The 24,616-nt window shown below is 43.5% G+C and carries 17 protein-coding genes; 10 read left to right on the top strand and 7 right to left on the bottom strand.

Translation table 11 applies throughout. The features are described 5' to 3' along the window. Positions 1-851 precede the first annotated feature (851 nt). Together BLW31_RS05135 and BLW31_RS05130 are read left to right on the top strand one after the other, a co-directional pair. Complete coding sequence (locus tag BLW31_RS05135; protein WP_022301127.1) at positions 852-3,596, top strand: substrate-binding domain-containing protein; 2,745 nt, start codon at positions 852-854, stop codon at positions 3,594-3,596. Positions 3,597-3,621: 25 nt separating this feature from the next. After that, on the top strand, positions 3,622-3,954 hold the full coding sequence (locus BLW31_RS05130) for an MGMT family protein (protein ID WP_010538977.1): 333 nt from the start codon (positions 3,622-3,624) through the stop codon (positions 3,952-3,954). On the opposite strand, the gene BLW31_RS05125 is transcribed toward BLW31_RS05130, so the two are convergent. Beyond that, positions 3,917-5,071: a glycosyltransferase family 87 protein gene (locus BLW31_RS05125; protein WP_010538976.1), complete on the bottom strand. Its 1,155-nt coding sequence runs from the start codon at positions 5,069-5,071 to the stop codon at positions 3,917-3,919. The genes BLW31_RS05130 and BLW31_RS05125 overlap by 38 nt on opposite strands. Positions 5,072-5,679: 608 nt before the next feature. On the opposite strand from BLW31_RS05125, the gene BLW31_RS05120 reads away from it, so the two are divergent. The 3 genes from BLW31_RS05120 to BLW31_RS05110 are packed head-to-tail and all read left to right on the top strand — an operon-like array spanning position 5,680 to position 8,633. Further along, positions 5,680-6,906, top strand: a complete 1,227-nt coding sequence (locus BLW31_RS05120) for a quaternary amine ABC transporter ATP-binding protein (RefSeq protein WP_010538975.1) — start codon at positions 5,680-5,682, stop codon at positions 6,904-6,906. Next, entirely contained in the window at positions 6,903-7,733 is an 831-nt protein-coding gene (locus tag BLW31_RS05115; protein WP_010538974.1) for an ABC transporter permease, read from the top strand. The genes BLW31_RS05120 and BLW31_RS05115 overlap by 4 nt, the downstream gene beginning before the upstream one ends. Positions 7,734-7,787: 54 nt before the next feature. Then, entirely contained in the window at positions 7,788-8,633 is an 846-nt protein-coding gene (locus tag BLW31_RS05110; protein WP_074759489.1) for a glycine betaine ABC transporter substrate-binding protein, read from the top strand. A gap of 12 nt (positions 8,634-8,645) precedes the next feature. Here the strand turns inward: BLW31_RS05110 and BLW31_RS05105 are convergent, their stop codons facing one another. The 4 genes from BLW31_RS05105 to BLW31_RS05090 form a co-directional block, all read right to left on the bottom strand. Continuing rightward, positions 8,646-8,834 carry a hypothetical protein gene (locus BLW31_RS05105; RefSeq protein WP_010538972.1) on the bottom strand — a complete coding sequence of 63 codons (189 nt, stop codon included), beginning with the start codon at positions 8,832-8,834 and terminating at the stop codon, positions 8,646-8,648. 124 nt (positions 8,835-8,958) lie between these two features. Continuing rightward, positions 8,959-12,507 carry a pyruvate:ferredoxin (flavodoxin) oxidoreductase gene (nifJ, locus tag BLW31_RS05100; RefSeq protein ID WP_010538971.1) on the bottom strand — a complete coding sequence of 1,183 codons (3,549 nt, stop codon included), beginning with the start codon at positions 12,505-12,507 and terminating at the stop codon, positions 8,959-8,961. A gap of 28 nt (positions 12,508-12,535) precedes the next feature. After that, the gene (locus BLW31_RS05095) at positions 12,536-13,045 is read right to left on the bottom strand and encodes a magnetosome magnetite crystal formation protein family (RefSeq protein ID WP_010538970.1); all 510 of its coding nucleotides are present in this window, start codon (positions 13,043-13,045) and stop codon (positions 12,536-12,538) included. Positions 13,046-13,057: 12 nt separating this feature from the next. After that, positions 13,058-14,236, bottom strand: a complete 1,179-nt coding sequence (locus tag BLW31_RS05090) for an ATP-binding protein (RefSeq protein WP_010538969.1) — start codon at positions 14,234-14,236, stop codon at positions 13,058-13,060. Positions 14,237-14,400: 164 nt separating this feature from the next. Here BLW31_RS05090 and BLW31_RS05085 point away from each other — a divergent pair, with 164 nt between their 5' ends. Next, entirely contained in the window at positions 14,401-15,588 is a 1,188-nt protein-coding gene (locus BLW31_RS05085) for a hypothetical protein (RefSeq protein ID WP_010538968.1), read from the top strand. Here BLW31_RS05085 and BLW31_RS05080 read toward each other — a convergent pair. Both BLW31_RS05080 and BLW31_RS05075 read right to left on the bottom strand, forming a co-directional pair. After that, positions 15,576-18,137, bottom strand: coding sequence for a hypothetical protein (locus BLW31_RS05080; protein WP_010538967.1), 2,562 nt, complete (start codon positions 18,135-18,137; stop codon positions 15,576-15,578). The two genes, BLW31_RS05085 and BLW31_RS05080, sit on opposite strands and share 13 nt — an antisense overlap. Before the next feature lie 936 nt (positions 18,138-19,073). Continuing rightward, positions 19,074-20,528, bottom strand: coding sequence for a glycoside hydrolase family 10-like protein (locus BLW31_RS05075; RefSeq protein WP_010538966.1), 1,455 nt, complete (start codon positions 20,526-20,528; stop codon positions 19,074-19,076). Positions 20,529-20,715: 187 nt separating this feature from the next. Here BLW31_RS05075 and BLW31_RS05070 point away from each other — a divergent pair, with 187 nt between their 5' ends. From BLW31_RS05070 to BLW31_RS05055, 4 genes are all read left to right on the top strand, one after another. After that, positions 20,716-22,239, top strand: a complete 1,524-nt coding sequence (locus tag BLW31_RS05070; RefSeq protein WP_022301136.1) for a GDSL-type esterase/lipase family protein — start codon at positions 20,716-20,718, stop codon at positions 22,237-22,239. A 176-nt stretch (positions 22,240-22,415) separates the two neighbouring features. Next, the gene (locus tag BLW31_RS05065) at positions 22,416-23,846 is read left to right on the top strand and encodes a carbon starvation CstA family protein (protein ID WP_010538964.1); all 1,431 of its coding nucleotides are present in this window, start codon (positions 22,416-22,418) and stop codon (positions 23,844-23,846) included. Further along, complete coding sequence (locus BLW31_RS05060; protein ID WP_010538963.1) at positions 23,843-24,100, top strand: hypothetical protein; 258 nt, start codon at positions 23,843-23,845, stop codon at positions 24,098-24,100. Before BLW31_RS05065 ends, BLW31_RS05060 begins: the two co-directional genes overlap by 4 nt. Positions 24,101-24,104: 4 nt before the next feature. Then, on the top strand, positions 24,105-24,590 hold the full coding sequence (locus tag BLW31_RS05055; protein WP_010538962.1) for an outer membrane beta-barrel protein: 486 nt from the start codon (positions 24,105-24,107) through the stop codon (positions 24,588-24,590). Positions 24,591-24,616 lie beyond the last annotated feature (26 nt).

Genomic DNA, 24,616 nt, shown 5'->3' with positions numbered 1-24,616 from the left:
AGGACAAGGGCAGATCTTTTAAACAGAGACCTGCCCTTGTCTTTTGAGGTAATTATCCCCCTCCCCGAAATTTGCCGGAAGTGGTGAATACAAGAACGGATATCGGACAGGGTGTTGGAAATGTTACACTATTGATGGGAAGCCGGAGAAGGAGTGGGAAAAAACAGATCAGTCCGAAAATCCGGTTTAAGCTCCATACTGTACCGAAATGATGAATAATGAATGAAGAATTGGCTGCGCTATCATGCTGCAAAGTAATTCTTCATTCTTCATTCAAAACCGATTCGAAATGAACTAAATTATAAATTGAGGATTAGGCACGGATTACACGGATTAACACGGTTGTTTTACGTAATCATAGCACTAAAACCGTGTTAATCCGTGTAATCCGTGCCTAAATATATTCTTTTCCGATTCGAAAGAAACAAACAGAAAACAACCGGGGGCGGATTGATCCAGGAAAACGTATGATCTAGGTGAGGTACGGACATAAAAAAAGGAGCAACGCCTTGCTCCAACCTTTGTTAACCTTAAATCTAATACTATGAAAAACACATTGCAAAGATACGGGCTTCTGTGAAATTAGCAAATAATCCAAATAAATAAGCCTGTTTTATAACATAGATTAAGTGTTTGGTTTACCCTTTATACTTTTCTTAATAAATGCTGAAGGAGTAAATCTCGTTTTTCTTCACTTTTATAAGTGAATAATTTAGTGATAGTTAGTGGACTTCACAGTTTTATTTTTTATTTTTGTTCTCCATCAGCTTGTTTGGTTTTCAGAGGTGAGGTAGTAAATCTCTGTATACTGATGGAAAGAATAGTTGGATGACAGAAAAGAGTACGAAAAGATGAAATACAGTAAATGGATACCTCTATTATTTTGTTTGGTTTGGTTGACAGCGTGTCGACAAGATGCTCCTCATTTCCGTATTGGTGTAGCACAATGCAGCGACGATTCCTGGCGACATAAAATGAATGATGAGATTCTTCGGGAAGCGATGTTTTATGAAGGTGTTTCGGTAGAGATCCGTTCGGCGGGAGACGATAACAGTAAGCAGGCGGAAGATGTCCATTATTTTATGGATGAGGGAGTCGATCTGCTGATTATTTCCGCTAACGAAGCAGCTCCTATGACTCCGATTGTAGAAGAAGCCTATCAGAGAGGCATCCCCGTTATCCTTGTGGACCGTAAGATTCTTTCGGATAAATATACTGCTTATATTGGTGCCGATAATTATGAAATCGGTCGTTCGGTAGGAAACTATATTGCCTCCCGCCTCGAAGGGAAAGGAAATGTGGTGGAACTTACCGGATTGAGCGGTTCGACTCCCGCGATGGAACGGCATCAGGGATTTATGGCTGCTATCAGTAAATTTCCGGATATCAAACTGATTGATAAAGCCGATGCTGCATGGGAACGTGGTCCGGCAGAAATAGAAATGGACAGCATGCTCCGGCACCATCCCAAGATTGATGCCGTGTATGCTCATAATGACCGTATTGCTCCGGGAGCCTATCAGGCAGCCAAGAAAGCGGGCCGGGAAAAAGAAATGATTTTTGTGGGTATAGACGCCTTGCCGGGCAAAGGAAATGGGCTGGAACTGGTACTCGACAGTGTGCTGGATGCTACTTTTATCTATCCTACCAATGGCGATAAGGTGATGCAACTGGCCATGGATATTCTTGAAAAGAGACCCTATCCCAAAGAAACGGTGATGAATACCGCCGTTGTCGACCGTACCAACGCACATGTCATGCAGTTGCAGACTACACATATCTCTGAACTCGACAATAAAATTGAAACACTCAACGGACGTATCGGCGGTTATCTTTCCCGCGTAGCTACGCAACAAGTCGTCATGTATGGCAGTTTGGTTATTCTGTTGCTGGTGGCAGGGCTATTGTTGGTCGTTTATAAATCACTTCGCTCCAAGAACCGTCTGAATAAGGAACTCTTCCAACAGAAGCAGCAGTTGGAAGAGCAGCGTGACAAACTGGAAGAGCAGCGTGACCAATTGATACAGCTTTCTCACCAGCTGGAAGAAGCGACCCATGCCAAACTGGTGTTTTTTACAAATATATCTCATGATTTTCGTACTCCGCTGACATTGGTTGCCGATCCGGTAGAGCATTTATTGGCGGATAAGACTTTGAGTGGCGACCAGCACCGGATGCTCATGCTGATTCAGCGGAATGTGAATATCCTGCTGCGTCTGGTTAATCAGATTCTGGATTTCCGTAAATATGAGAACGGGAAGATGGAATTTACTCCGGTTTCTGTGGATATCCTTTCTTCTTTCGAAGGGTGGAATGAATCTTTTCAGGCGGCAGCCCGTAAGAAGCATATTCATTTCTCTTTTGATTCTATGCCGGAGACAGATTATCATACATTGGCAGATATGGAAAAGCTGGAACGTATTTATTTCAATCTCCTGTCCAATGCCTTTAAGTTTACACCGGAAAACGGAAAGATCGCTGTCCGCCTCTCCTCACTTAATAAAGAAGACAAGCGATGGATACGTTTTACGGTGGCAAATACCGGTTCTATGATTTCCGCTGAACATATCCGCAATGTTTTCGACCGTTTCTATAAGATCGATATGCACCATGCCGGTTCTGGAATCGGATTGGCATTGGTGAAAGCTTTCGTAGAAATGCACGGAGGAACAATCGCTGTGGAGAGTGATGAAAAGCTGGGCACGATTTTTACAGTTGAATTACCTGTACAGTCTTGTGAGACGGTTGCCACCGAACCGGATGATATCCTTGTTTCTCCGGACTTCCGCACAACGGATATTTTGTTGACCGAAGAGGAAGAACTGGTAAAAGGATATGATTCTTCCAAACCGTCCGTGCTGGTCATTGACGATAATGAGGATATCCGTTCGTATGTTCATACGCTGTTACACACAGATTATACGGTGATTGAAGCGGCAGACGGTTCCGAAGGTATCCGCAAGGCTATGAAGTATGTTCCCGACCTGATCATTTCCGATGTGATGATGCCGGGTATTGATGGTATTGAATGTTGCCGCCGACTGAAAAGTGAGTTACAGACTTGTCATATTCCGGTTATTCTGCTGACTGCCTGTTCGCTGGACGAACAACGTATTCAGGGATATGACGGTGGTGCGGATTCTTATATATCCAAACCGTTCAGTTCGCAGTTACTGATGGCACGTGTCCGCAATCTGATCGATTCTCATCGTCGTCTGAAGCAGTTCTTTGGTGACGGGCAGACGTTGGCGAAGGAAGATGTCTGTGACATGGACAAGGATTTTGTAGAGAGATTCAAGTCGTTGATTGAGGAGAAGATGGGAGATTCCGGTCTGAATGTGGAGGATTTGGGTAAAGAGATGGGGCTCAGCCGTGTACAGCTTTACCGCAAGATTAAATCGTTGACTAATTATTCTCCGAACGAATTGCTTCGAATTGCCCGTTTAAAGAAAGCGGCTTCTTTACTCGCCTCTTCGGACATGACTGTGGCGGAGATTGGTTATGAAGTAGGTTTCAGTTCGCCTTCTTATTTTACCAAATGCTATAAAGAGCAGTTCGGAGAGAGTCCGACGGATTTCCTGAAAAGGAAAGGATAGTTTGATGAACAGGATACAAAGAAATATGAAAGATTATAAAGTAGATAAAGAGAGCTTTTCCGACTCTTTTCGGAAGGAAGTGTACGAAGTTATCTCCCAGATACCTGTGGGAAAAGTATCTACTTATGGGGGTATTGCCTTGCTTTTGGGGGTACCTCAATGTTCGCGGATGGTAGGACGCGCTCTAAAAGAAGTACCGGATGGGTTGCTGGTTCCCTGCCATAGAGTTGTCAATTCCGCCGGAAGGCTGGTGCCCGGATGGGTGGAACAAAAACAACTCTTGCTGGCAGAAGGAATTGCTTTCAAGGCTAACGGATGTGTTAATCTGAAAGAGCATCTGTGGCAGGCGGATGAATGAGAGATACCATGAAGGTGAGCCATATCATCCGTATCCATACTATAAAGAATACCCATACATGAAGCCATAAGGTTCTGGTGATGAATGTTCTGACGGGAACAGGAACAAACAGGTCGATAGGTACGACACATAGCAGTGCAAAGCATGACCAGAACAGAATCTTGTCTGTCATTGTGCGTGTTGTCCTGCTCCAATACCACAGCATGAAACCTGCCAATGCTATGATGTAGGTATGCTTTTCGGCAGAGTCACTCAGTAATACCACCCATCCCATGAGGATACCCAAAGTCTGGGCGCGGAATGTAAAGGATGGCCATTTGCGGAAATTCCCCAAAAAGAGAAGAGTCAGCAGACCGAGCATTCCTAGCTGAAGTGTACGGAAATGGGGTAATGTCCACGCTGCAATGGGGCGGGCATAGAAAAATGAATCATACGCTCCGGTGGACTGATGGACAGCAAGACTATGACACCATTCTTCATAATAAGGAAACAAATCTATAGGAGCTATTTTGATTAAAGGTAACGCAAGCAATACGATGCCTGTTCCGACGGCATAACCTAAGTTACGCCAAAAGTGGGGATAACATAGCAGCAGTGCCAGTTCAAAAATACCATATACTTTGGTACATCCTGAAATCATGATTAAAAGAACAGCCAGAAATCCCCGGTCTTTCTCCAGCAATGTATAGGCAAATAAGAACATGCAGGCTACCGTTATATTATACTGGAATGAAAGCAGGCTTTGTCCCAGAATCAGCAACAGAAAAAGGAACATACGGCATTTTTGCTGATGGGTAAATTGTCTGGGAAGAGTGAAGATCGCCAGAAAGAACAGTGAATAATTGAATAGATTCCATGCGAAAGGTCCCAGCCATGCAGGCAGGTACGCAAACGGAGCGAACAGTACCGTGAAAACAGGAGAATAAAGAAAGAAGCGTCCGTGAAATTCTACAAAATCGGTAGTGTAAGGACTGATTCCTTGCCAGAAGAACTGAGTCGCATCGGAAAAGACCATAAAGTTTTGATGCCTTCCTCGCATAAATTCGAGCAGAGCCACTATAAAAGCGAGCAGGAAACCTATCAGATAGAGATTCCGCCGATGATAGAAAAACGGCATTTTTGGGGGTGTTTTACTAAAGTACTGAACTTGGCTTTTGCCGTCTAGTGTAGCAGAACCTGTTTGTTTTTCTTTTGTTGTGTAATGACAATTATCCTTCCCCAGGAAAATTGTAGTAAACCTGTTGAACATATAGAATCTAGTTTAGTTATCGGTGTCAAATATACGGTGTTTAAGTGAAATATTCAAACTTATTTTATATTAATCTGCCTGTTTGCTTTATTGCGTTGAGTGATAGGGAGATAGGACTCGGATGTCTTTTCGTATCATTACAAATAAAGCTTTCGATACGACCTTGCTCCTGAATAAAATTTGCATGTTTAATCCGTTTTTCGTATCTTTGTGCCAGCAAGATACTAGAACAGACTGTTTTTGTACTTACGAAATGCTATTTTTTTGCTATTCATTGAAAGGATTATCTTATCAAATTCTATTCCTTTTTTAATTACTCAGTCTGTCAATAATCATTTTATTAATTATTTCGGGAGTCATTGTAATTTGCCCCGTATTCAAATCAGAACTTTATACGATATAAAGAAAGATTTCTGTTATCGTTTGTTCTTATTTTGCTGTGTATATTATTTTAATAACCTAAACCATTTTATTGTATGAGTAAAATAGAAATTAAAGATCTTTATCTGGTTTTTGGCAATGAGAAGCAGAAAGCTTTGAAGATGCTGAAAGAAGGTAAAACTAAAAGTGAAATATTGAAAGCGACCGGGTGTACGGTTGCGGTGAAAGATGCGAATCTTTCCATTAATGAAGGCGAAATATTCGTCATTATGGGGCTTTCCGGTAGTGGAAAGTCCACTTTGCTTCGCTGCATCAACCGCTTGATTCGTCCCACCTCCGGTGAAGTGATTATCAATGGAACAGACATAGCCAAGGTGTCGGATAAAGAACTGTTGCAGATTCGCCGAAAAGAGTTGGCGATGGTCTTCCAGAACTTCGGTCTGCTTCCTCATCGCTCCGTTTTGCACAATATTGCTTTCGGGCTCGAGTTGCAGGGAGTGAAAAAAGGAGAGCGGGAAAAGAAGGCGATGGAAAGCATGCAGTTGGTGGGACTGAAAGGTTACGAAAATCAGATGGTAAGCGAACTGTCGGGAGGGATGCAGCAACGTGTGGGTTTGGCACGTGCTTTAGCCAATAACCCCGAAGTGCTGTTGATGGATGAGGCTTTCTCCGCGCTCGATCCTTTGATTCGTGTGCAGATGCAGGATGAATTGCTTACTTTACAATCGAAGATGAAGAAAACAATTGTCTTTATCACTCATGACCTGAGCGAAGCGATTAAATTGGGTGACCGGATTGCCATCATGAAGGATGGGGAAATTGTACAAATCGGTACGTCGGAAGAAATCCTGACCGAACCGGCTGACGCTTATGTGGAACGATTTGTAGAAAACGTAGATCGAAGCAAGATTATTACGGCTTCCTCCATTATGGTAGATAAACCCATAGTGGCACGTTTGAAGAAAGAAGGTCCGGAGGTACTGATCCGTAAGATGCGTGAACGTAACCTGACTGTTCTTCCGGTTGTAGATTCCAATGATATACTGGTAGGAGAAGTGCGGTTGAATGACTTGCTGAAACTGCGAAAGGAGCAAGTCCGCTCCATCGATTCCGTAGTAAGACATGAAGTGCATTCGGTATTGGGTGACACGGTTCTGGAAGATATTCTGCCATTGATGACAAAAACAAATTCGCCTATCTGGGTGGTGAATGAGAACCGGGAATTTGAAGGCGTCGTGCCTCTTTCGTCACTGATCATCGAAGTAACGGGAAAAGATAAAGAAGAAATTAATGAAATCATTCAAAACGCAATAGAATTATGATAAATATCGGACAATATATAGAGATGGCCATAAATTGGCTGACAGAACATTTTGCTTCATTCTTTGATGCTCTCAGTATGGGGATCGGAGGATTTATAGATGGATTCCAGCATGTGCTGTTCGGAATACCTTTTTATATTACAATCGCAGTATTGGCTGCGCTTGCCTGGTTCAAGTCGGGCAAAGGAACGGCCCTCTTTACTCTTTTGGGCTTATTATTAATCTATGGTATGGGCTTTTGGGAAGAAACGATGCAGACACTGGCATTAGTGCTTTCTTCCACCTGTCTGGCATTGCTTTTAGGGGTGCCGTTGGGGATCTGGACTGCCAACAGTGACCGTTGTAACAAGATAATGCGCCCTATCCTCGACTTTATGCAGACAATGCCTGCTTTTGTCTATCTGATTCCTGCTGTCCTGTTTTTCGGATTGGGTACTGTGCCGGGAGCTTTCGCTACCATCATCTTTGCGATGCCTCCTGTGGTTCGTCTCACCGGTCTGGGTATCCGTCAGGTGCCTAAAAATGTGGTAGAGGCTTCCCGTTCTTTTGGTGCCACCCCTTGGCAGTTGCTTTATAAAGTACAGTTGCCCTTGGCGTTGCCTACCATCCTGACAGGAATAAATCAGACGATCATGATGTCACTCTCAATGGTAGTGATTGCTGCCATGATTTCTGCCGGAGGATTGGGAGAAATCGTACTGAAAGGTATCACTCAAATGAAAATCGGGCTCGGATTTGAAGGAGGTATTGCAGTCGTAATATTAGCGATTGTACTGGACCGGATTACTCAGGGAATGGCAGACAACAGAAAGAATAAAAAGAAATAAGAACGCATAAAAGAAAGGAATATATCAATGAATAAGATAAAAACGATAGCGGCTATGTTTATTGCCGCTCTGCTGTTCACCGTAGTTTCCTGCGGCGATAGTGGAAAGAATAAAAAGATAAGTATCGCCTATGCCAACTGGGCGGAAGGTATCGCTATAACAAACCTTGCTAAAGCAATTTTTGAGGATCAGGGATATGATGTGAAGTTATTGAATGCAGACCTTGCACCTATATTTACTTCTATCTCCCGTAAGAAAGCCGACATATTCATGGACGTCTGGATGCCTGTCACCATGGAAGATTATATGAAACAATATGGAGACAAACTCGAAACGATCGGTGATATTTATGATAGCGCCCGTATCGGACTTGTTGTTCCGGATTACGTTACTATCAACTCGATAGAAGAACTGAATGCAGAAAAAGAACGTTTCTCCGGTCAGATTGTCGGCATCGATGCAGGAGCCGGTATTATGAAAGCTACTGATCAGGCCATCAAAGATTATGGACTGGACTATAAACTGCTGACTTCGAGCGGACCTGCCATGACTGCCTCACTAAAGAAGGCGATTGATAGAAACGACTGGATTGTTGTAACAGGATGGACGCCTCACTGGATGTTCGACCGTTTTAAACTGAAGGTGCTCCAAGACCCTAAACATATATATGGCAATGCGGAGTCCATTCATACTGTAGCATGGAAAGGTTTTAGCGAGAAAGACCCTTTTGCTGCCAGACTTCTGAGAAATATCCGCCTGACAGACGCGGAGATCAGTTCTTTAATGACTGCTCTGGAAGAAGCCCGGACAACGGAAAGACAGGCTGCCCGTAAATGGATGGAGGAACATAAAGAATTAGTTGACAGTTGGATTCCTGAGAAGAATCCGGCTATGAACTAAATGGATGAAGTTTTACTTCAACCATCCCGCCATTCTTTCTTTTCCGTAGAAGTAGTAGAAAAGTAATCCCACCCAACTGGTCAGGACGATTAACACGATAGCTATGAGTCTTTTCTCTATAGCTGCATTGATGTTCCAAATTTCTATAGCGGCTCTGAAAGTCAGTATCAAACCGACAATCCAAATAATAAATCCAATCATATCTTTTGAGTTTTAGTGATTATCTTCGTGAGAAGTAGTCGTTACTTCTAAGATATAAACAAAAAAGGCAGGAATCTGTTTTCAAGATTCCTGCCTTTTATATAGATTGGAGTATTTCTACTTATTATTCAGCACCCCAGTTTTCTCTGGCAAGACGTTTGTAGCTGTTGTAACGCCATTTAGCATTTTCTTCAGCAGCTTTGAACAATTCTTCAGCTTCAGCAGGATATTGTTTCATTACAGAAGCATAACGAACTTCACCCTTCAAGAAACCTTGGAAGTCTTCCCAATTCGGTTCTTTGCTGTCCAATTGGAACGGATTCTTTCCTTCTTCTTCCAAAGCAGGATTGTAACGCCACAAGTGCCAGTAACCGCACTTAACAGCCTTTTCTTCCTCTTCCTGGCTCTTACCCATACCGGCTTTCAAACCGTGGTTGATACATGGAGCGTAAGCGATGATCAATGATGGTCCCGGATATGCTTCAGCTTCACGGATAGCTTTCAGAGTCTGAGCTTGGTCAGCACCCATAGCGATCTGAGCAACATATACATAACCGTAAGTAGTAGCCATCAGACCGAGGTCTTTCTTACGTACACGCTTACCTGCAGCAGCAAACTTAGCGATAGCACCCACCGGAGTAGCTTTAGAAGACTGACCACCAGTGTTAGAGTAAACCTCAGTATCGAGTACAAGGATGTTAACGTCCTTACCTGAAGCGATTACATGGTCAAGACCACCATAACCGATATCGTAAGAAGCACCGTCACCACCGATGATCCACTGGCTGCGTTTAACAAGATATTGTTGCAGTTCAGCGATTTGCTTGCAGTGGTTGCATTTATCCTTAGCAGCTTCAACCATCGGAATGATCTTTTCGGCCAGTTCCTTAGTCTTTTCTGCATCCAGCATATTGTTGATCCATTCAGCGAATACCTCTTTGTTCTCGGCAGGACAGCAGTCAGAAGCGATGGCTTCGTTCATTACTTTCACCAGACGGGCACGCATCTTTTCGTTAGCCAATTCCATACCCAGACCGAATTCGCAGAAGTCTTCGAACAGTGAGTTAGCCCAAGCAGGACCATGACCCTTTTCGTTCGTAGTATACGGAGTAGAAGGTACTGAACCGGAATAGATAGAAGAACATCCTGTAGCGTTAGCAACCATTTCGCGGTCACCGAACAACTGAGAAATCAGTTTCACGTACGGAGTTTCACCACAACCGGAGCAAGCGCCGGAGAACTCAAACAACGGAGTTGCGAACTGAGAGTTCTTCACGTTAGCCTTGATGTCAACCAGATGTTGTTTGCTCTTCACATTTTCAGCGCAGTAAGTCCAGTTTTCAGCTTCAGCCAACTGGCTTTCGAGGTGTTTCATGGTCAATGCCTTGCCACCCTTCTTCGGATTACCCGGACAGATGTCGGCACAGTTACCGCAACCCAGACAGTCGAGAACGTCTACCTGAATACGGAATGTCATACCATCGAATGCTTTACCTACAGCTTTCAGTTGTTCGAACTTAGCACCCTTCTGCTCTTCAGCATCGAGTACGAACGGACGGATAGAAGCGTGAGGACAAACATATGCACACTTGTTACACTGGATACAGTTTTCAGCATTCCATTCGGGAACAAATGCGGCAACACCACGTTTTTCGTATTTAGAAGTACCTTGATGCCAAGTACCGTCTTCGATACCCTTGAATGCAGATACCGGCAGCAAGTCACCGTCTTGTGCATTGATCGGACGAACTACTTCGTTGATGAATGCAGGATCGTTGTTTTCTGTTTTTGCATCATCCGGCAGGTTAGCCCAAGCTGGATCGACAGTCAGAGTCTTGTATTCACCACCGCGGTCTACAGCAGCGTAGTTCTTGTTAACAACGTCTTCACCCTTCTTGCCGTAAGACTTAACGATGAATTTCTTCATCTGCTCAACAGCTTGATCTACAGGAATAACGCCTGTGATACGGAAGAATGCAGACTGAAGGATTGTATTGGTACGGTTACCCAAACCAATTTCCATTGCAATCTGAGTTGCATTGATATAGTATACAGAGATATTGTTCTGTGCAAAGTACTTCTTCACCTTGTTAGGCAGGTTCTTAGCCAGTTCTTCACCTTCCCAGATTGTGTTCAGCAAGAAAGAACCGTTTTTACGCAAACCGCGTGTTACGTCGTACATGTGCAGGTAAGCCTGAACGTGACAAGCAACGAAGTTCGGCGTATTTACCAAGTAAGTAGAGCGGATCGGAGTATCACCGAAACGCAGGTGAGAACAAGTGAAACCACCTGACTTCTTAGAGTCGTAAGAGAAGTAAGCCTGACAGTGTTTGTCGGTGTTGTCACCGATAATCTTAACAGAGTTCTTGTTGGCACCTACCGTACCGTCAGCACCCAGACCGTAGAATTTAGCTTCGAACATACCTTCGCCGCCCAGAGCGATTTCTTCTTTTTGAGGAAGGGAAGTGAACGTAACGTCGTCTACGATACCGATAGTGAAATGGTTCTTCGGCATTGGCATAGCCAAGTTTTCGAATACAGAGATGATCTGTGCCGGAGTTGTATCTTTTGAACCCAGACCGTAGCGACCGCCAACGATAACAGGAGCATTTTCTGCGCCATAGAAGCAGTCTTTAACGTCAAGGTAAAGAGGTTCACCGTTAGCACCCGGTTCTTTGGTACGGTCAAGCACTGCGATGCTCTTTGCAGTCTTGGGTACAGCAGCCAGGAAGTGTTTAGCAGAGAACGGACGATACAAGTGTACGGCAACCATACCTACTTTTTCGCCGTTTGCTACCAAGTGGTCGATAGCTTCGCGGGCAGCTTCAGTTACAGAACCCATTGCGATAATTACGCGTTCTGCATCTTCTGCGCCGTAATAGTCGAACAAACCGTATTTGCGGCCTGTGATCTTGGAAATTTCGTTCATGTATTCTTCTACGATAGCAGGAACTGCTTCATAGTAGTTATTGCATGATTCACGATGTTGGAAGAAGTGGTCGGGGTTTTCAGCCATACCACGGGCAACCGGCTTCATCGGATTCAGTGCACGGGCACGGAATTCAGCCAAAGCTTCCTGGTCGATCAGCGGAGCGAGATCGTCGTTTTCCAACATTTCGATCTTCTGGATTTCGTGAGAAGTACGGAAGCCATCGAAGAAGTTCATGAACGGAACGCGTGATTTGATAGTAGCCAGATGAGCAACACCTGCCAAATCCATAACTTCCTGTACAGAACCTTCTGCCAACATGGCGAAGCCGGTTTGACGAGCTGACATTACGTCCTGATGGTCACCGAAGATACACAATGCGTGAGAAGCCAGTGTACGGGCAGATACATGGAATACGCAAGGCAAGAATTCACCGGCAATTTTGTACATGTTAGGGATCATCAAAAGAAGACCCTGAGAAGCAGTGTAAGTAGTAGTCAGCGCACCAGCCTGAAGAGAACCGTGAACTGCACCGGCAGCACCACCTTCAGATTGCATTTCCTGTACCAATACTGTTTCGCCGAAGATGTTCTTACGTCCTGCGGCAGCCCATTCGTCTACGTACTCAGCCATAGTCGAAGAAGGAGTGATGGGGTAGATAGCTGCTACTTCAGAGAACATATACGAGATATGTGCTGCAGCTTGGTTACCATCACATGTGATGAATTTCTTCTGTTTAGTCATAACTAAATTAAATATTTAAGTAAATAAATCATTTCAAAAAAGGTATGGAAAGCGGGTATTTCCACAGCTTTCCGTCCAGCCCTTTGACGCCTCCGATAATTGGAAACACAAAGTATAAGATGAATAAAAGGACGAAAGGCAATGTTCCTATGTTGAACAAAGAACCGCTTAACAATGATAATGGAGAGGCTATCGCCCCGATGATTCCACCGATAAACTGTCCTGCAAATATAAGTCCTATTATTAATGTATAAATACTCCAACTGATTAACCAGTTGAATATATATTTTCCTTGTGTACTGACAGCTTCCGATTTATCTTTTCCGACTATCCACGCGATAATGGAAATAATCCATCCCCATGTCGGTATCAGAAGTACAAAATTCATTATTCCCATATAGCTGTTTTCAGAAAGACCCAATATTCCTTTGGGAGTTTCTTTATTCAGTATTTTCTGTTTTTCTTGTTCAAACTCTTCATCTGTCAGTGCACCTGATATGCGCAATTTGTTCAATTCATCTAACTTCCTGTAATCCATAATCGTGTTTTTTTAGTATAAGAATCCAAACATCCAGAGAGGTATTTGGTTGCCGCGGCCTATTTCGGCCTTTTGCAACGCATACGTCACGTCCGGGTTATTCTTTATTTTTGCACCTTCCGCGCAAATTTTGAACGGCATCACTTCGTCTACCATAAAAGAGACGTTTTTATCTCCTTTATGTACTTTATGGTCTTTCCATAATGTGTTAACGAAGAAAGTGTCGAGTACATCCTGTTCTTCCACTTTCACCGGATAAATGGAGTACATCAGGTTCGAGTTGTGCATCATAATCTTTGACGGCTTTTTAGGGAATTCTTCTCCCTTCGGGTAAACCAGATTAATGAGACGCGCGTCTGCCAGATACTTGATATAGTTCATTATCGTAGCGCGGGATGTCTGTATATCACTTGCCAGTTGGCTCACGTTAGGAGCTTTCGGGCCGTCCACAGCCAACAAATATAGTAATTTTTTTATCTTTGAAAGATATTTCAGCTCAATTTGTTTGATCAGCAGGATGTCTACTTCTACCATCATGTTCATTGTTTTCAGCAGATTCTCCGAGAAATTGCGTTTTTCAAGGAAGAAAGGATAGAAGCCATGATGCAGGTAATCCTGAAAATAGTCCAGCGGACGCACTTTGGAAAGTACTCCTTTGGCTATCTGTTCGTGTGTGCTGAGGATTTCTTCGAGGCTATACGCCCGGAATTTCATTCCTGTCTGTAAGTTCAGAAACTCGCGGAATGAAAAACCACGCAGGTTATAACTTTTTGCGATGTCGCGCAATTCAAGATTTTCTTCTTTCAGCCTCATAACGGAAGAACCGGTGAAGACAATCTTCAGGCTGGGGAAACGGTCATAGCACATTCGTAACTCTCTGCTCCATTCCGGGTGTTTGAACACTTGGTCGATCAGCAGCACTTTTCCGCCACGTTTCTGAAACTCGTTGGCGAAGTCAACGAGGCTGTGTCCGGAGAAATAGAAGTTGTTCATGTTAATGAACAGGCAGGAACGGTCCGTTCCGAATTTCTCTTTGGCGTACTGTAGGAGGAAAGTGGTTTTTCCTACGCCACGTGTCCCTTTGATACCAATCAGGCGGTCGCTCCAGTCGATCTCATCCATAAGATCACGGCGAACGGGGGCATTGGTGTGCTCAACGAGGTAGGCGTGTGTGCGATAGAATGATTCCATTTCTTTTCTTTGTTTTTCGGCTGGCAAATATAGTGCTTTTTTTAGGATTTGCAAAGTAGAGATAGCAAAAATGTGCTTTAATTTATAAGTTTCTCTTTATTGTGTAAGTTCCTGATTATTTCCTGTATATATTTGCAGAATAATGTGTTGAATCCATCTTTGACATGACGAAAAGACCTGTTTATATATTCAATCCGGAGCATGATATGGCGTTGGCAAGCGGTGAGACGAACTATATGGCGCCGGCTTCCGCCCGGCAGATGGCGAGTGATCTGGCGTTGCTTCCTATGTGGTATGCCGATGCGGGAAGTGCGGTGTTGGCACCGTCTGCTTATAATGCGGACTTCCTGAAAACAAAGAGTGAACTATTGAGCATGGATGTGGCATTGTTGACAGAACCGGAAGTGGCTGACGGGAAGGACCGGAAGTTCTCTCCGTGGGGTTGGGACCCTGCTTTGCGGAAGCGTTTGATGACATTGGGAGCAGATCAGGCGGAGCTACCTTCTGCGGATTATATGAATATTCTGAGAGAACACTCACATCGTCTGCAGGCGGTAAAGTTGTTGCCGGGGTTGCGGTTGAATGAATACTTCTGTGGAGAATCTTTTTATTTGAATACTTTGGCGGAGTGCAGTGCGTTCGTCGAAGGTCGGGAAGTGTGTTTGTTAAAAGCTCCGCTTTCCGGAAGCGGGAAAGGATTGAATTGGTGTAAAGGCATATTTACAACTTTTATTTCCGGTTGGTGTGCCCGTGTCGCTGCTTCTCAGGGTGGGGTGGTAGGCGAACCTATATATAACAAGGTGGAAGATTTCGCTATGGAGTTTTATGCCGATGGGAGAGGACGGGTTGTTTTTGCCGGATATTCGGTCTTCCACACGGGTGGGAGTGGGATGTATGCGGGAAATGACTTGCTGTCTGACGAGAAGATTCTGCAGAAACTATCGGCTTATGTGCCACAAGAAGAATTTATCAGGCTGCGGACTCGTCTGGAAGAAGAATTATCAGCTTTGTTCGGTGGCTTTTATCATGGATACTTGGGAGTGGATATGATGATTTGTCATTTTCCGGGTGAAGCGCCTGTTTACCGGATTCATCCTTGTGTCGAAATTAATCTGCGAATGAATATGGGGGTGGTGGCACGGTTCTTGACGGATCGTTATTTGGCTGCGGATGCGGAAGGAGTCTTTCGGATTGATTATTATCCTTTAGCCGGTCAGGCTTTGGAGGAACATCGGCAGATGTCGGCTTCGTGCCCTTTGTCCGTAGAGAATAATCGGGTGTGTGCCGGGTATTTGCCGTTAGTGCCGGTGACGTCTCAAAGCCGGTATCGTGCGTTTCTTTATTGTAAATGATCTGTTTTTGATTCATCTAATCCTATAGAATGTATATTCAAGCTAGCCGGTTGCCCATCGTGTATCGTTTCAGCACTGATAGTGAGAAAGGTGGATTTGCTTGCATTAAAGCAGTGAATTGTAGCCTCTCCGTTTTCATCTGTTTCTATATTTGGATTCCAGTAGAGGGTGCGTCGTCTGTCATTTGAGGGAAGTGGCTGGCTGGGTAAATATTGGGGGGAATAAAATTCTAGCGGATGTGTGTACCCTTTTATGGTGGTGTAGCGTATACCTCGTGTATAGTCATACCTTAGATGTGGATTCCAACCATCTTTGGTGATGATGTTGCAGATAACTCCCCAACGACCATATTCACTGTGTGGTTGCTCTGTCCAATCCCGATCATTATATTTGTAATTGTCAAGCATGTGGCTATATCCCGTTTCAAAATTCTTGTCTTGCAACATGTTGTGTACACCGACTCCTTTGCAAAAGATGATGTATTTTACGGCGTTGATACTTTCATCTTTCCATGTGATGTCGTGTTTGCCGTTCACAAATTCCTCTATGCCTCCATATTTCTTGATAATACCGGAATTGATATCTTTTAAAAAGTCACTTATGGTAATGTAATCTTTTCCCTTATCCCGTTCTTCTTCGAGCAGTTGCTCTACATCGTAGAAGGCAAACACACTCTGTTCAAAGCGGATTGTGTTAAGGTCTTGTTGACGTTTTTTGGCTTTAATGGTCACTTCGCTGATCCAATGACTGTCTGATCCGAATACAGAATCTTGGTAGACAGAGTCATTAAATCTTGCCAGCCACTCCAGTTTGTTTGAGTTGTTCCATAACGGATTCAGTTCGTTGTAGGTTAAAATCCTCAAGCTTGGCTGGAAATTGCGGAAAAGCTTGACAAGGCACATACGGTTTCGAGGCTTTCCCGGTTTATGTGTCTGGAAAATAGCTTCCATCGTTTCTTCGAAAGGCATTACGGGGAGGTTAAAATAACCTGTTGAATCGGTATAAGTGATTCCCGCTGCAAACAAACTATCTGTACGTGTCAGAATGCTGACTTCCATATCTGGCTGAGCTTTTTTCAATATGATAGAGAGTACTTGGCCATGCAGAGTTAATTCCTTCTCCGGTTGATAGCGTGGCGTAAATTCTTTAATGCCCATTGCTGTGGGCATGTCATATTTTCGCCAGCCGTGTATGAGTAGCAATAAGTCAAGTTTTCTGAGCCGTTGGGGTGAAGTGTCTGCAAAGTAATAGCCGGGCTGGTGGATATACCCTTTCAAATCTGATGTGAGCAGTAGATCTGTGAAGAGGGTGTTGTCATATTCCATATAATCGGAAGCTTCCCAGTCACGGATAGCGACTGATATTTTTCCTTTTACGGGATTTCCCGTTGAGTCTTTCAGTGAGAGATGGCAAGCGATGGGAGCGTAGGGAGTGTACAAAATAGTATTACTGCGAACTTTCAGTTGTAATGGATTCTTTTGAGGCATTACATAGCAGAATCGTTCGCATAATGTTTCGCACCGACTGTTGATGAGCGAAACTTGCATAATTCCCGTTGGAAGTGTTTCTGTCGGTAGCAGAAAACGGTTGGTATTCTTATTTTCCCATTTTACTATGTGATAAGTAATTGGGCGACCTTGGTGGCTGAAGAACACGGCAACTGTATCTTCCCTGCTTGTTTGTTCGTTGCGCATGACGCATATTTCGTATTGATTGCCCCGCTTTTCTACACGGAGAACATATCCTGCCGGCAGTGCTTTCGGTAGTTTGAAACTATATTTTTTATCATTCCAAATGACGTGTGCGGTGGAAGGCTCGGCTGCAGGCGTATACATAAAATAGCCCATGCCTTCGTGAAGTGTTTCGAAAGAGGTGACATTCGTGTTTTGCTGAATTTCTCCAGACAGGCAGACATTGATTGTATCTTTGCTTTCTGCTTTGAAAGCCACTACAGACGTGATCCCCTGTACTAATTGTCCCCCTTCAGGAAAAAAATGGAGAGAAAGTTTATTCTTTTTCTCTCTGGGACGTAGCCGGAAAGAAGGGTCCCAGTTGTACATGGCTATGCTTCGGTCTTTTTGGTGATTATCGCTGAGCCAGCGATAGATGGGGAAAGTTCGTGAGAAATATTGTGTTTCGTTAAAGGCAAGCATCCACTTGGTATATGCCCGCACTTCGTAGTATCCTGACAGCACGTATTCTGTTAGTGGAATTTGTCCGTATCCTTCTCCATTCTCCAGTTTTATGATTTGCTTATTTGTAGTGTATCCCATCTGGTCTATTAATTCTACGTAAAGTGGGGTGCTGATGGTACTTGGCTGGTTGTTCTCTGCCGTCACTACATACGCTTTAAACCAAATGGTGTCGCCTGCATAATAGCTTGTGTTGTCAAAATGCAGGTGTACTTTCTCGCGAGGGTAGGCGTCGGCAAAGGTTTGCGCATGGTTGAAGTAATGCGCAAATAGGCTGTCGATCCCTGCTGCTTTTGTAGCGAACGGATGCATGGTCAGGTAGCCTAGGAGAAAGAGAATAAAGTGGATGTGGCTCATATATATTCTTAATTGTATACAGTTACATCAATGTTGATAATTTTTATAGATGTAAATTTTGTAGCATCTTCTTGTATGTAAAAACTTTCGGATGCTGAGCGGAGCTACAATTGTTAATGTTATTATTTTGTGTATTAAGTTTCTTTTGTTTCAGTAGCATACCTCAAATGTAAGTAATATAAATGATTTAGAGGTATCTTTTACTGCCAATTTTAAAGTTTGTCACAGTTCCTTACTCTTTTAGGCAGAGAGATTTACAATTATACTTCTTTTGACATGATTCTGTTCTATTTTGCTCGTTTTTGTTTATTGTTTTAGCTTACTGATTAATAGCCATAACTTCTCTAGCCATCCGTTTTCTCTCTCAGTGAATTTAATATGAGTTTTGCTCTCATGCTCTAACTGTTCGTCTGTATCCCTTTATTCATCGATGTTTTAGCAGTTAGAGATCCAATGGTAGCAGAGTGAGAGCAAGTCCTTGCTCTCACTCTGCATCTTCCCGATAAACAAGACTTTTATGTTGTTAAGTATTGATTTATAGGATGTTAATGTCTGATTTCTCAACTGTTAACGTTTGATTTCTCAGACATTAATAATTGAGAAATCAAGTATTAAGGACTGAGAATTTATGTATTATTGACTGATATATGATTTAATGTTTTCTGAGAGAGCAGAATTGTTGAAGTAGCTGATGCGTTCAATGTGATTGGAACATACGGTTAAGTCAATCAAATCAACAGTAGTTTCAGATAGTTTCGAGCGTTTGGAACTAAAGTTTCAAGCGTATGAAACTCTAGTTTCTCACTGATGGAACTGCAGTTTCACGCTGATGGAACTCTAGTTTCAAGCAATGGGAACTCTTTGAAGATACTGCTAAATTGGAATTGGTGAATATCGGAAAAGTCGCATTGTGGTAATTGCTGTCTGAAATTCCTACTAATCTCCATATACGGGTGCACTTTCATTTCCGCAACGGTCGATTGCTGTTACTGCAAAATACTTTTTAGCATTCCAAGGCTGGATGGGTGCATAAATATAACTTGTTTCACGAATACTTTGTGCGACAATATTTTCCGCTTTCTTTGTATCTACCGGATATTCATTGGAAGCATAAATCACGTACATCGGTTTATTCCGTTGATCATTATCCGTCGCTGCCTGCCAGTTCAGTTCGGTATATCCGTTGTCGATGGACGTAACTTTGAGTGTTGAGGGGGCAGATGGCGGAACGTTGTCCAGCCATGTCATCGGAGGCTGTAATGCCGGGTAGGCATAGAAATTCTCGATCAATTCGTCATAAATTCCCTGTGTGTTGTCCATCAGATACTTGACACGGTAATGCCCTTCCCCTGCCATTTTCTGATTGCGTATGAAGTTAATCTGACGATCCACTTCATCGCGTGTCCATTTTCCTTCATCGGGATGGAGGAAATAGATGCCGAGTCCCGGGATAACCTGTCGTCCGTTGCTCTGTTCCTGCCAGTCGAGCGCAAAAGGATAGAAACTGTTTCCCTGAAAATACATCATAGGATATATCTGATCCTGAATGCCTTCGCCGAGCCACCCTTGCGGATCTTGATAAACCGTATAAAACGCGTTCCAACCACGGGAAGAATAGCGGGAAGTATCCCTGTATTTGCCTACGGGACAAGTACTTACCTTTACCCATGGCTTCATGGCTTTTACACCTTTATATATGTACCGGACGATTTCGGAAATATTGTCCCGGCGCCATTGATCCAAAGTACGTCCTTTGCCGTAACGGCGAAAATCGTATTTGTCGGGGAATAAAGGCGCATTCTCCGGATAGCGCAGGTAGTCGAAATGTACTCCGTCTATATCATAACGGTCTACCACTTCCCGAACGAGTCTCATGAGATATTCTTTCGTAGCCGGATGTCCCGGATTAAGAAAATATTCGTTTTTATAAGGCACACAGATATCTTTCACCCGCTTGGTGACAGATTGACTACCGAGAGAAGCGACATGTTTTTTATTGCCTAACGGAATCGTCACCATCCATGCATGACACTCCATTCCCCGCTTGTGGCATTCCTCAATTGCAAAAGCCAACGGATCGTATCCCGGATTACCTCCGACCTTTCCGGTCAGAATCGAATTGAACGGTTCGATAGAAGAAGGATACAACACATCCCCCCGCGTGCGTGTCTGAAACAGAACGGTATTGAAATTGGCAGCTTTCAGTTTGTCGAGGATATCCACCAGTTCTTCCTTCTGCTTACGAATGGTCTGAGGGGTAGTAGCACGTGTGCGAGGCCAGTCCAGCCCATATACAGCTGTGATCCATGCTGCACGAACCTCGTACTTGGGCTGCGCTTTTACCGGAAGGATAAGAAGCAAAAGTGAAAGAATGAGAATCGTTCGGCACATATTCTTTGTTTTTTGTTTTAAACCTTGCAAAGCTAGCAAAAATGTCTGTAAATTGATTATTCCTCTTTTATTTAATACTCTTTAGAAGAAATTTACCGGTTCTCTGTTAGTGGTATCTGCATTCTTGGACGTCTTTAAATAAGGTGCGAAAATGAAAATAATATGAATATAACAAGATAATAAAAGAATGAAAAAGCTACTATCTGTGTCGCTCTGTCTTTTGTTTGCAGCAAGTATGGCTGCCCAGACAGGAAAGATTAGAGTTGCCACTGTTGGAAACAGTATCACCGGAGGAACGAATGATTATGGTTATTACGCGATGCCTCTGGCTGAAATGCTCGGTGATGATTACGAAGTCACCAAATTTGGTAAAGGCTCTTCCGGGGTATTTATAAAACTAAGAGAAGACGCGACTACCCCTGAAAATCCTAATGAATATCAATTCGCTTACATTAATTCTGAGCAATGCGCGGCAGCACTGGAGTATAAGCCTAATATTGTCATTATTAAGTTTGGTGCAAACGATGCCAACAAGAAGAACTTCGAAAAATATGGTAAGGAAACATTTAAGGCAGACTATAAAAAACTGATAGCTAAATTCCAAGCCTTGTCTACCAAACCGGATATTTATATTTGTACGCCTCCTCCGATGTATTACGGTGATGGGGGATTTCTTGGTTCATTTGATGACAATGTAGCAAAGAATTATATTCAGCCTGCCGTAAGAGAGATTGCGGAGGAACTTAATCTGGTCTGTGTAGACCTGTATAATCCTTTGAAGGGACATCCGGAATTTATGCCGGGCGGCAACGATTGGGTGCATCCCGATCATAGAGGACATTATATTATAGCGAAGGAAGTGTATAAAGCGATAACGGGTGAATTCGTTATGAACCCCGGTGGGATAACGGTGGCTGCTTCGGATATTTCTCTTTCGGGTTCGAAGGCGAAGATAAAGAATGGTGCTATTGAAAAAGCGAAGAATGGTACGAGATTGTCATTCGATGTACATTTCGGCTCGCTGCCTACGTATGAGAAAGTAGAGGCTGAAGTGCAATTGAATAAAACTAAGTCGGGATACTTGGATTTCTATCTGGATACCGAAACGATTCCTTTTGCTTCAATTGATGTTTCGGGTGCCGACTCTAAGAACTTCACTACGCAGTCCGCTCTTTTCGACCGTCGGATAAAAGGCAAACATAAAGTGACTGTACAATGGAGAGGACAGGATGCCAAACTGAAATCGGTAACTATCAAGGAAAAATACATGCCTTATGTAACCGATAATGTATCTCAGGTCTATTTGGTCAATAAAGCGACCGGTATGGTACTGGATTGTAATCCGGATTCGAAAGTGATTTCTGCCGCAAAATATGATTCGGAGAAGAAGTCACAATTGTTTTGCATCGAAAATTTGACGTATCATATCCTCCGTGTCAGAAATATAGCGACCAACCTTCATGTAATGAATAATGGAGATAAAGTGATTGTGGGCAAGCCCGGAGACGACTGGAGAGTGCATGATCCTAAATATGCATTGTTCCTGACCCCTACGGATGATGAAGGTTATTATTCATTGGAACTGTCCCCTGAAGCAAGAATAGGTTTGTCTTCTGCCAACAGCACGGAGGTGGTAGGCAATAAAGGCGGCCAGATTAAAGACTTGGATAAATGGAAAATCGTAACTGTTGATGAGATGAAGGAACCGTAATTCAGTCTTTCCTTATTTGTAATAACGTCTAATAGCAGGATCATTTGCTTTATCAGCAGATGAAAATCCTGCTATTTTTTGTTTTAAATACCTGTAAAGTTAGCAAAAGTGTCGGTATTGTTGTGTTGTTTCGTGGGATTATGCTACATTTGCGTCAGTTAAAAAAACAACACGCCATGATTACATTTACCCTGTGCCTGCTGGCGTTGATAGCAGGCTATTTCACGTATGGGCGCTTGATGGAGCGCGTCTTTGGTCCGGACGACCGTAAAACCCCGGCTCTTACCAAAGCCGATGGAGTAGACTATATCCCGCTGCCTACCTGGAAAATATTCATGATTCAATTCCTTAATATTGCCGGACTGGGTCCGATATTCGGTGCTATTATGGGAGCAAAGTTTGGCAGTTCCTCTTATCTGTGGATTGTATTGGGAAGTATTTTTGCAGGCGCTGTTCACGATTATTTTGCCGGAATGCTTTCTTTGCGTCATGGAGGGGAGAGTCTTCCCGAAATCATAGGTCGTTATCTGGGACTGACTACCAAGCAGATCATGCGTGGATTTACCGTCCTTCTGATGATTCTGGTCGGCTCTGTTTTCGTAGCCGGACCTGCCGGGCTGCTGGCAAAGCTGACTCCGGAAAGTCTGGATGCTACCTTTTGGATTGTTGTTGTCTTCCTTTATTATATTCTGGCTACACTACTTCCGGTTGATAAGATAATCGGCAAAATATATCCGTTATTTGCAGTTGCCTTGCTGTTTATGGCAGTCGGTATTCTGGTGATGTTATATGTTAATCATCCTGCTCTGCCCGAACTTTGGGACGGATTGCAGAATACCAATCCGGATGCGAGTGAACTGCCTATTTTCCCGATTATGTTTGTGAGTATCGCTTGTGGTGCCATATCCGGTTTCCATGCTACGCAAAGTCCTTTAATGGCCCGATGTATGACTTCGGAACGTCATGGACGTCCTGTTTTTTATGGAGCAATGATCACCGAGGGCATCGTAGCCTTGATCTGGGCAGCAGCAGCCACTTATTTCTTCCATGAAAATGGAATGGAAGAGAACAATGCTTCTGTAATAGTAGATGCCATCACAAAAGACTGGCTGGGTGCTGTGGGTGGAGTGCTTGCCATCTTAGGAGTAATTGCAGCTCCGATTACTTCGGGAGATACCGCTTTCCGTTCTGCCCGCTTGATTGTTGCGGACTTTCTGGGACTGGAACAAAAGAGCATGCGTCGCCGTTTATACATCTGTATCCCGATGTTTGCGGTAGCTATCGGCTTGCTTCTTTATAGCTTGCGTGATGCAGACGGATTTAATATGATCTGGCGTTATTTTGCCTGGGCCAATCAGACATTGGCGGTGTTCACCCTGTGGGCTATAACAGTCTACCTTGTGGTAGCTAAAAAGCCTTACTGGATCACTCTGATACCCGCCTTATTTATGACAAGTGTTTGTTCTACTTATATATGTATTGCTCCCGAAGGTCTGGGACTTTCGCATATAGTTTCCTACTGTATCGGTATAGGATGCGTAGTGGTAGCTATTGCTTGGTTCTTTATCTGGTTGGGAAAACAAAAAATTAGAAAACTATCAGAATGAAGAAAATAAAGAAATCGACAGGAGTTGCTATTGCATTCCTTATTTATGTATCAGTAACGGCGGCCTATTTGTTACCTCGTAACACGGAAGTCAGTCAGACAGAGAAGATTCTTACAGTGGTAGGCTCTTATGCTATCGTTCTCTTGCTTTGGCTGGTGCTTCGGAAGAAGGAACAAATGCGTGAACGCCGTAAAGAGGAGCAAATGAACGAAAGTCGTAAAAAAGACGAACAATCTATTCACTTAAAAAAGTAAATTTATGAAGAAATTAGCTTTAGCTATTTGTCTGCTGGTGGTATCGATAGCTGCCCAAGCTCAGTTTGAGAAAGGAAAAATGATTCTTAATCCTTCTGTAACAGGATTAGATTTCTCGTATAATAAGAATGATAAAGCAACGTTTGGTATTGGTGCGCAAGCCGGTACATTTCTTGCCGATGGTATTGCCTTGATGGTAAATCTCGGTGCCGACTGGTCCAAACCTGTAGACGAATACACATTAGGTACAGGCATGCGTTTTTACTTTAACTCCACAGGTGTTTATCTGGGTGGTGGTCTCGACTGGAACCGCTTCCGTTACGACGGTGGATCTCATCGTACCGATTGGGGACTGGGTATCGAAGCCGGATACGCCTATTTCCTCTCTCGCACCGTAACCATCGAACCTGCCGTATATTACAAATGGCGCTTTAACGATAGCGACATGTCACGCTTCGGCATTAAGATCGGATTCGGATTCTACTTTTAAATGAAGAACTAAGAATGAAGAATGAA

Origin of the sequence: Bacteroides faecis MAJ27, from assembly GCF_900106755.1 — a bacterium.
In the GTDB taxonomy this organism is placed as follows: Bacteria; Bacteroidota; Bacteroidia; order Bacteroidales; family Bacteroidaceae; genus Bacteroides; species Bacteroides faecis.
This window is presented reverse-complemented; position numbering and strand designations above follow the sequence as displayed.

Excerpts from the sequence above, each read along its gene's own strand:
- BLW31_RS05105 (WP_010538972.1), bottom strand. The coding sequence starts at position 8,834 with ATGATTGGATTTATTATTTGGATTGTCGGTTTGATACTGACTTTCAGA.
- BLW31_RS05065 (WP_010538964.1), top strand. The coding sequence starts at position 22,416 with ATGATTACATTTACCCTGTGCCTGCTGGCGTTGATAGCAGGCTATTTC.
- BLW31_RS05095 (WP_010538970.1), bottom strand. The coding sequence starts at position 13,045 with ATGGATTACAGGAAGTTAGATGAATTGAACAAATTGCGCATATCAGGT.
- BLW31_RS05080 (WP_010538967.1), bottom strand. The coding sequence starts at position 18,137 with ATGAGCCACATCCACTTTATTCTCTTTCTCCTAGGCTACCTGACCATG.
- BLW31_RS05115 (WP_010538974.1), top strand. The coding sequence starts at position 6,903 with ATGATAAATATCGGACAATATATAGAGATGGCCATAAATTGGCTGACA.
- BLW31_RS05135 (WP_022301127.1), top strand. The coding sequence starts at position 852 with ATGAAATACAGTAAATGGATACCTCTATTATTTTGTTTGGTTTGGTTG.
- BLW31_RS05085 (WP_010538968.1), top strand. The coding sequence starts at position 14,401 with ATGACGAAAAGACCTGTTTATATATTCAATCCGGAGCATGATATGGCG.
- BLW31_RS05125 (WP_010538976.1), bottom strand. The coding sequence starts at position 5,071 with ATGCCGTTTTTCTATCATCGGCGGAATCTCTATCTGATAGGTTTCCTG.
- BLW31_RS05075 (WP_010538966.1), bottom strand. The coding sequence starts at position 20,528 with ATGTGCCGAACGATTCTCATTCTTTCACTTTTGCTTCTTATCCTTCCG.
- BLW31_RS05110 (WP_074759489.1), top strand. The coding sequence starts at position 7,788 with ATGTTTATTGCCGCTCTGCTGTTCACCGTAGTTTCCTGCGGCGATAGT.
- BLW31_RS05090 (WP_010538969.1), bottom strand. The coding sequence starts at position 14,236 with ATGGAATCATTCTATCGCACACACGCCTACCTCGTTGAGCACACCAAT.
- nifJ (WP_010538971.1), bottom strand. The coding sequence starts at position 12,507 with ATGACTAAACAGAAGAAATTCATCACATGTGATGGTAACCAAGCTGCA.
- BLW31_RS05070 (WP_022301136.1), top strand. The coding sequence starts at position 20,716 with ATGAAAAAGCTACTATCTGTGTCGCTCTGTCTTTTGTTTGCAGCAAGT.
- BLW31_RS05120 (WP_010538975.1), top strand. The coding sequence starts at position 5,680 with ATGAGTAAAATAGAAATTAAAGATCTTTATCTGGTTTTTGGCAATGAG.
- BLW31_RS05055 (WP_010538962.1), top strand. The coding sequence starts at position 24,105 with ATGAAGAAATTAGCTTTAGCTATTTGTCTGCTGGTGGTATCGATAGCT.
- BLW31_RS05130 (WP_010538977.1), top strand. The coding sequence starts at position 3,622 with ATGAAAGATTATAAAGTAGATAAAGAGAGCTTTTCCGACTCTTTTCGG.
- BLW31_RS05060 (WP_010538963.1), top strand. The coding sequence starts at position 23,843 with ATGAAGAAAATAAAGAAATCGACAGGAGTTGCTATTGCATTCCTTATT.